General features: G+C 64.4%; 5 protein-coding genes. 2 read left to right on the top strand and 3 right to left on the bottom strand.

Annotated elements, in window-relative coordinates:
- The first annotated feature begins 537 nt into the window (after positions 1 to 537).
- Complete coding sequence (gene hemB / locus Q7J58_RS11995) at positions 538 to 1,539, top strand: porphobilinogen synthase (RefSeq protein ID WP_304828085.1); 1,002 nt, start codon at positions 538 to 540, stop codon at positions 1,537 to 1,539.
- A 26-nt stretch (positions 1,540 to 1,565) separates the two neighbouring features.
- Entirely contained in the window at positions 1,566 to 2,687 is a 1,122-nt protein-coding gene (locus tag Q7J58_RS11990; RefSeq protein WP_304828083.1) for a magnesium transporter CorA family protein, read from the top strand.
- Between the two features lie 23 nt (positions 2,688 to 2,710).
- Here the strand turns inward: Q7J58_RS11990 and Q7J58_RS11985 are convergent, their stop codons facing one another.
- The 3 genes from Q7J58_RS11985 to Q7J58_RS11975 are packed head-to-tail and all read right to left on the bottom strand — an operon-like array spanning position 2,711 to position 4,981.
- On the bottom strand, positions 2,711 to 3,361 hold the full coding sequence (locus Q7J58_RS11985) for a glutathione S-transferase family protein (protein ID WP_304828082.1): 651 nt from the start codon (positions 3,359 to 3,361) through the stop codon (positions 2,711 to 2,713).
- A gap of 2 nt (positions 3,362 to 3,363) precedes the next feature.
- Complete coding sequence (locus Q7J58_RS11980; protein WP_304828088.1) at positions 3,364 to 4,239, bottom strand: amidohydrolase family protein; 876 nt, start codon at positions 4,237 to 4,239, stop codon at positions 3,364 to 3,366.
- A gap of 58 nt (positions 4,240 to 4,297) precedes the next feature.
- Complete coding sequence (locus Q7J58_RS11975) at positions 4,298 to 4,981, bottom strand: dienelactone hydrolase family protein (RefSeq protein ID WP_304828079.1); 684 nt, start codon at positions 4,979 to 4,981, stop codon at positions 4,298 to 4,300.
- Between the last annotated feature and the right edge of the window lie 68 nt (positions 4,982 to 5,049).

Raw genomic sequence — 5,049 nt, 5'->3', positions numbered from 1 at the left:
GCTCATGATTTGCGCTCCACGCTTCCTTCCCACACTCGGTCGCCCTCATGCGGTTGCGCTTCGCTTCGCTCGTCTTGGTCAACTTGCGGCGGGACTTGCACCCGCAGGAGTGCGCCCATGCTGGGCGCACAAAAAAAACCCGGCCCACGGGGCCGGGTTAGAAAGCCTTTTTGCTGTCACACACCAAGGCTCCCGCTCAGGGAGGAAAAGCGGGGAGCTCACCTTTCGGCTCACTCGGGTTAAATGTTACACCAATATCTCTTCGTCTCCAACATGCACCCTGTCAAATCTGACAGTCTTGGCAAAAAGTCGACAAAATCTGTGTGCAACTGGAATGTGCTTCCAAACGATACCCCCAGGCGAGTGCTTGCAACCCAGCACACCACGCAGCGGGAACGGACCTGTGTTTACCTTGTTATTCTGAGGTGATCGATGTCGGCAAAGACCCCGCGCATCTGGTCCGATGTTTCGCGCTTGCTGTAAAAGAAGCGGCGTAGACAAGCTATTTTTTGATGGCACTTTGACACAATACCGAACATGCACGCACCTGCCCCCTACCCCCTCTACCGTCCCCGCCGCCTGCGCCGCGACGCCTTCACCCGCGATCTGGTGCGCGAGCACCGCCTCAGCCCTTCCGACCTGATCTACCCCGTATTTGTGCTGGACGGCGAGAACCGCCGCGAGGCGGTGGGCTCCATGCCCGGCGTGGAGCGTCTGAGCCTGGACCTGCTGCTGCCGGTGGCAGAAGACTGCGTGGCACTGGGCATCCCGGTCATGGCGCTGTTTCCGGTGATCGACCAGTCACTCAAGACGCCCGACGGGCAGGAAGCGCTGAACCCCAACGGCCTGGTGCCGCGCGTGGTGCGCGAATTGAAAAAGCACTTTCCGCAGCTGGGCGTGATGACCGATGTGGCGCTGGACCCCTACACCAGCCACGGCCAGGACGGCCTGCTGGACGAGCACAACTACATCCTGAACGACCCCACCGTGGACATCCTGGTGCAGCAAGCCATCACACAAGCCGAGGCCGGCGTGGACATGGTCGCGCCCAGCGACATGATGGACGGTCGCATTGGTGCCATTCGCCAGGCGCTGGAGGCGCGTGGACTGGTGCACACGCGCATCATGGCCTACAGCGCCAAATACGCCAGCGCTTTTTATGGCCCGTTCCGCGACGCGGTGGGCTCCGCCGCCAACCTGGGCAAGGCCGACAAAAAGGTCTACCAGATGGACCCGGGCAACAGCGACGAAGCGCTGCGCGAGGTGGCACTGGACCTGGCCGAAGGCGCGGACATGGTGATGGTCAAGCCCGGCATGCCATACTTGGACATCGTACGCCGGGTAAAGGACGAATTCCGCGTGCCCACCTTTGCCTACCAGGTGAGCGGCGAATACGCCATGCTCAAGGCCGCCGCGCTCAATGGCTGGCTGGACCACGACGCGGTGATGATGGAAAGCCTGCTGGCCTTCAAGCGCGCGGGCGCCGACGGCGTGCTGACCTACTTTGCCCGCGACGCCGCTCGGCTGCTGCGCGGCTGAACCCACAGAACACGGCACACCCGCCCATGCGCGTCTTTCACATCTTGCCTGGTTCGGTGCGTGAAAGCGACGCGATGCCAGCCCAGGCACCGGACACCGGTTTTGTCTGGATGGCCTTTGGGCGAAGAGAGTTCGAACTGGAGCAAGCCGCTTTGCAGGAAGCGTTGCACCGGCTCACCGGCCTTCAGTTGGTGGACCTGCACGTGGCCGATCTGCTGAACAACCACTTGCCTTCGCATTTCGACTACACCTCGCAATACGACATGTTGGTGTTTCGCCGTCTGGCCGCAGGCCACAGCGAAACCGATCTGTCGCGCCCTGGCCAGGTGCTCACGCAGCACATCAAGCGCGGTGGCCCGCCGGTGCTGCGCCGCATCGACACCAGCCCGGTGGGGTTTGCGGTGTTCGACCGCGTGCTGCTCACCGTGCACCCCGCCGGTTGCACGGTACTTGAGCAGTACGCGACACGCCTGCTGAGCACCCACTCGGCCGCTGCGCGCGCCGCGGGCATCAACCTGCCCAGCGGACCTGCCGACCTGATGCTGCGCATCGTGAACCAGATGGTGGAAGGCTACCTGGACCTGCGGCGCGAACTCACGCGCCAGCTCGACCACTGGCAAGCCGAGTTGCTGAACCCCAAGACGCGCTTCAGCAACTGGAGTTCGCTGCTGGACGCACGCATCTCACTGCACCAACTCGACGAAATTTGCGAAGACCAGCGCTCAGCCATCCAGGACTGGATTGAGACACTGGAGGGATGGGAAGCGAGCGGGGGTGGCAACGACCACTTTGGCGGTCACCGGGGCCTGGAACTGCTCAAAGTGCGCAGCCGCGACGTGCTGGAGCACATTGAGCGGGTGGTGCACCACGTGCGTCGGCTGGAACAAAACGCCGAGACGGCGGTGCAAATGCACTTTTCGGCGCAGAGCAACCGCGCCAACGACACCATGCGCACGCTCACCGCGCTGACGGCCATTTTTCTGCCCTTGAACCTGATTGCCGGCATCTTCGGCATGAACTTCGAGTTCATTCCGTTGCTGCACGAGACCTCGGGATTCTGGTGGGCCATGGGCTCCATGGGCCTGATTGCGGTGGTCCTCAGTGTGTTGTTCTGGCGCAAGCGCTACATTGCGCACTCAGGCCGGTAGCGCCCCGGGCCCCGCGCACCGACTCAAACAAACGGTGCGCTCAAACCTTCGTTGGCCAGCACGCGCTGCAGCGCAGGCCGCTCCAGCATGCGCTGCAGGTAGGGGCCCAGGTGCCGTTTGTCCCGCGCGGGTGCGCTGGAAAAACCGCGTGTCCAGCGGCACAGGGTGAACACATATGCGTCGAGTGCGGTGTAGGTCTGGCCCATGAACCACAGGCCGCCATGGCGCACGAACTCGGCGTCGAGCTGCTTCAGCAGGTTGTTGACGCGGATTTCAGCGTGGTGCTTCACCTCGGCCGCGCCCGCTGTGTTGCCTGCATTCACCCAGCGCTCGGGGTAGAAATACACCATGAGCGTGCTCTGCAGCGTATTGGTCAGCCACATCAGCCATTTGTAGAAATGCGCGCGTTCGTGCGTGCCCACTGCGGGAGCCAGGCCGCTGGCCGGGTGCGTGTCGCACAGGTGCAAGGCAATGGCGGCGGTCTCGTACAACACCAGGTCGCCGTCGGTCAGCACCGGAATCAAGCCGTTGGGGTTGAGCTTCAGGTAATCCGTGGTTTTTTGCGCGTCGTGGGTGCGGTCGACCAGCACGCGCTCGTAGGGCACGCCCAGCTCTTCCAGCAGGATGTGCGGCACCATGCTGGCGGTGCTGGGAAAGTAATGCAGTTGGATCATGTTCAATTTTTGGGCGTGGGCACGCCAAACAGGCGCGCCCCATTGTCCCAGGCTATGCGCTGCGCCACGGCGGGCGGCAAGCCACCGAGCCAGGTGCGGTAGCCTTGCATCAGGTCGCCGTAGTACAGCCAGCGCTGGTTGACCCAGGTGTCGGAGCCGATCATGAAGCGGTCGGGGTACTTGAGCAGGAGGGCGCGCCACTCGGGGCAGAGTTGCCCACCCTCGCAGGTGAGGCCGGGGCGGTAAGACAGCTCGCCCATCAACAGCGGGTAACGGGCCATGAGTGCGTCCACCCGTTCAACGGGGGTGCCGCCGATGCCGGTGTGGGCCCAGACCAGACGCAGCTTCTGCCCCTTGGAAGGCGTGTTCGCCATCAAGAGGTCGATCGCCGCGTCGTCCACATGGGCCAGGATGGCGAGACCTTTTTCTTCAGCGAGCACCATGAGCTTTTGGGCCACCGGTCCGTTGGCGTTGGCGCTGTCGTACAGATGGAATTCGCCCAGGCCGCGGTAGGGGCCTGCGGGCGTGCCACGGGCCAGTTCCGCCTGCACCAGGTCCACGATGGTGTCGTCTCGAAACCAGTTGTTGTAATCGGCGCGGTTGCGGTACAGGCGCACAAAGGGCACCACGGTCACGCCGGCGGCGCGGGTCTGGACCAGCGCCGTTGCCAGGGCTTGGGTGCCGTCGTTGGGCCGGGAATTGGCCAGCACACCGCGCACGCCGCTGGCCTGCATGCGCGCCAGCACATCGGCCAGCGGGTGCGGGCAACCCGGCGCCGGCGCGTCGTGCACGCAGGCTTCGTCGTTGTAGTGCAGGTGGGCGTCAAACAGCGGGCCGCTGTAAGGCGGCGGGGTTTGCGCCAGCGCCTGGGCGCCCATACAAAGCCCTGCCAGCGCCAGCCCCAGCGCACGGGCGCCTCGCCATGCGGCGATGGGATCAACCCACATGCTGGGCCAAAAAGGCCAGCGTGCGTTCGCGCGCCAGCTCGGCAGCGGCCTGGTTGTACGAGCCGCGCTGGTCGCAGTTGAAGCCGTGGTTGGCGGCGTACACCTGCACCACCACGCCGGGCTGGGCCTGCTTGAAGGCCTCCACCGTGTCCAGGGCAATCCAGTGGTCCTGGTCGCCAAAATGGGCCAGCACCGGCACCTGCGGCTGGCGCGCCGCTTCGGCCTCGCCCGTCATGCCGCCGCCGTAATAAGGCACCGCTGCCGACAGGCCTTTCAGCAGGCACGCCGAGCGCCAGGTGAGCAAGCCGCCCCAGCAATAGCCCACCATGCCGACCTTGCCCGCCTGCGCCGCGTGGTCGATGGCGGCCTGGATATCGGGCATGACGCCGGGCTCGGGCAGCGCCTCGACCGCCGTTTTCAATGCGAAGCCGGCGCCCATGTCGGCCTCGGTGTAGCCCAGTTCCACACCGGCCTTGACGCGGTGAAAGGTGGACGGCGCGACCACGAAATACCCGTCGGCGGCATAGCCGTCGGCCACCGAACGGATGTGCGCGTTGACGCCAAAGATTTCCTGCAGCACCACCAGGCCGCCCTTGGGCTTGCCGGTGGGTTGCGCCACGTAGGCGGGAAAGGTGAAACCGTCGGCGGAAGTGAGTTCAACGAACTGGCCCATGCAATGCTCCTGTGTGTTGGTTTTTGAAATGGAAACTCAGGCCGCCAAGCGGCGCTCAACGAAATCGA

The sequence above is a fragment of the Hydrogenophaga sp. genome (genome assembly GCF_030656115.1).
In the GTDB taxonomy this organism is placed as follows: domain Bacteria; phylum Pseudomonadota; class Gammaproteobacteria; order Burkholderiales; family Burkholderiaceae_C; genus Hydrogenophaga.
Note: the sequence above shows the minus strand (reverse complement) of the source record. Positions and strands in the feature narration are given on the sequence as shown.

Excerpts from the sequence above, each read along its gene's own strand:
- hemB (WP_304828085.1), top strand. The coding sequence starts at position 538 with ATGCACGCACCTGCCCCCTACCCCCTCTACCGTCCCCGCCGCCTGCGC.
- Q7J58_RS11990 (WP_304828083.1), top strand. The coding sequence starts at position 1,566 with ATGCGCGTCTTTCACATCTTGCCTGGTTCGGTGCGTGAAAGCGACGCG.
- Q7J58_RS11985 (WP_304828082.1), bottom strand. The coding sequence starts at position 3,361 with ATGATCCAACTGCATTACTTTCCCAGCACCGCCAGCATGGTGCCGCAC.
- Q7J58_RS11980 (WP_304828088.1), bottom strand. The coding sequence starts at position 4,239 with ATGGGCGCCCAGGCGCTGGCGCAAACCCCGCCGCCTTACAGCGGCCCG.
- Q7J58_RS11975 (WP_304828079.1), bottom strand. The coding sequence starts at position 4,981 with ATGGGCCAGTTCGTTGAACTCACTTCCGCCGACGGTTTCACCTTTCCC.